Raw genomic sequence first — 2,279 nt, 5'->3', positions numbered from 1 at the left:
GGGTACGGCGGGCCCGGGCGCCCGTCCGGGCCCGCGGCGAGGGCGGTTCCCGAGGTGCGGGCCGCCTCGGAACCCGAGCCGTGCGCGGGGCCGTGCCAGGAGAGGTCCAGGTCGGCCACGTAGGTGCCGGAGCCGTGGCGGCCCTCGATCCATCCCTCGGCGTAGAGCTGCTGGTAGGCCTCGGTGACGACGGTGCGGCTGACGGCGAGCTGGCGGGCCAGCGCACGGGTGGAGGGCAGCCGCTCGCCGGGTTTGAGGGTCCCGCCGCGGATGGCGGCGCGCAGCCGGTCGCCGAGCTGGACGGTGAGGGAGACCGGGGCGGCGCGGTCCACCGCGAGGGGGAGGTCGACGGGGATGGGGGGCAAAGTGGTCTCCCGGATCAGGCAGGAAGTGGACGTGTTCCCGGTGTCCACTCCCTGTCTAGATTAGGGCCATGTCCTCACCCTCCTCACCGTCCACCCCTTCGGCCCCCCTCACCCCTCCGGACCCCTCCGCCCCGTCCTCTCCGCCGCTCTCGGCGACCCCCCGGACCGTCCTCGGCCGTTCCCGGGAGCGGGCCCGCACCGACCGCGCCGACCTGTACGCCGTGCTGGACGCCGGGCTCATCTGCCACCTGGGCGTGGTGGCCCGCGGCGTCCCGATGGTGGTGCCCACCGGTTACGGCCGCATCGGCGACACCCTCTACCTGCACGGCTCCACCGGCGCCACCTCCCTGCGGGCCGGCGGCGCCGGCGGGGGCGAGGTCTGCGTCACGGTCACCCACCTGGACGGCATCGTGCTGGCCCGGTCGGCCTTCCACCACTCGGTCAACTACCGCTCGGCCATGGTCTACGGCACCCCCCGCCTCGTGACCGACCCCGACGAGCACCTGGCCGGGCTGCGCGCGATCACCGAGCAGCTCGCCCCCGGCCAGTGGGACGCCGTGCGCCCGCCGACCCGCAAGGAGCTCGCCGCCACGGCCGTGCTCGCCCTCTCCCTCGCCGAGGCCTCGGTGAAGATACGGCAGGGGCCGCCGGTCGACGACGAGGAGGACTACGGACTGCCGATCTGGGCCGGGGTCCTGCCGCTGCGCACGGCGTGGGGCGAGCCCGAGCCGGACCCCGCCCTGACGGCGGATCTGCCCGTGCCCGGACATATCGCCTCACGAAACATAACCATCGGGTAAGACTGTTCCGGCAAACCGGATACCGGGCCCGGACGTCTCATCAGAGGATCATCGAAGGAGTCTCACCCCGAACCGACTGGAGAGCGCCATGGCCGCCGGCGGATGGAGCGTGCCCGGCTACACCGAGCTGCGCGAGCTCGGCGCGGGCGGTGGAGGCCGGGTGGTGCTCGCCCGGCACGACGAGTCGGGCGTGCACGTCGCGATCAAGTACCTGTCGGAGTCCCTCCGGGACGACCCCGGCTTCCTCGCCCGGTTCCGCGACGAGGCGCGGCTCCTGGTGGAGCTGGCCGACCCCAACGTGACCCGGCTCTACGAGTACGTCGAGGAGGCCGGACACGCCGCGATCGTGATGGAGGCCGTCGACGCGGTCTCCCTGCGCGAGCTGCTGCGCGAGCACGGCGCGACCGGCCCCGAGGCCGCCCTCGTCGTGCTCAAGGGCTCGCTGATGGGCCTGGCCGCGGCGCACGGGAGCGGCCTGGTGCACCGGGACTACAAGCCGGAGAACGTCCTCGTCCAGGCGGACGGCGCCAGCAAGCTGGTCGATTTCGGCATCGCCGTGCGCGCAGGGCAGGCGGACGCTCCCGCGGGCACGCCGCCGTACATGGCGCCCGAGCAGTGGACCGGGGCGCCCGCCTCGCCCGCCACCGACGTCTACGCCGCCACCGTGGTGTTCTTCGAGTGCCTGACCGGACGCCGGCCGTACCGGGCGGGCGACCGGGCCGTGCTGCTGCACCAGCACGCGTACGCGCCGATCCCCGTGGACGAGGTGCCCGAGCCCGTCCGGGACCTGGTTGCCCGGGGCATGGCCAAGGACCCGCGGGAGCGGCCGGCCTCCTCCACCGGGTTCGTGGCCGAGCTGGAGGCCGTGGCGACGGCGGCCTACGGACCGGACTGGGAGGAGCGGGGACGGTCCCGGCTGGCCGCGCTGGCGGCGCTGCTCCCGCTGCTGTTCCGGCTCCACGCGCCCGGTGCGGAGACCGGGACCGCGTTGTTCCAGACCACGCTGTTCCGCACCGTGCTGGGCGCGTTGCGCGGCAGGTCGGCGGGGGTCGCGGTCGGTGCCGGGCTGGTGCTGGCCGCCGGCGGCGTCAGCGTCTACGTGCTCGCCGCCGAC

3 protein-coding genes are annotated in these 2,279 nt (G+C 74.7%); 2 read left to right on the top strand and 1 reads right to left on the bottom strand.

Annotated elements, in window-relative coordinates; translation table 11 throughout:
* On the bottom strand, positions 1-365 hold a 365-nt coding region (locus ACWJ6R_RS34890; RefSeq protein WP_449066296.1), incomplete at its 3' end, for a GntR family transcriptional regulator.
* A 68-nt stretch (positions 366-433) separates the two neighbouring features.
* On the opposite strand from ACWJ6R_RS34890, the gene ACWJ6R_RS34885 reads away from it, so the two are divergent.
* Complete coding sequence (locus tag ACWJ6R_RS34885) at positions 434-1,165, top strand: pyridoxamine 5'-phosphate oxidase family protein (protein WP_449066295.1); 732 nt, start codon at positions 434-436, stop codon at positions 1,163-1,165.
* An 88-nt stretch (positions 1,166-1,253) separates the two neighbouring features.
* The coding region (locus ACWJ6R_RS34880) for a serine/threonine-protein kinase (RefSeq protein ID WP_449066294.1) at positions 1,254-2,279 on the top strand (1,026 nt) is incomplete at its 3' end.

The organism is Planomonospora algeriensis, assembly GCF_977012225.1.
This window is presented reverse-complemented; position numbering and strand designations above follow the sequence as displayed.

Excerpts from the sequence above, each read along its gene's own strand:
- ACWJ6R_RS34885 (WP_449066295.1), top strand. The coding sequence starts at position 434 with ATGTCCTCACCCTCCTCACCGTCCACCCCTTCGGCCCCCCTCACCCCT.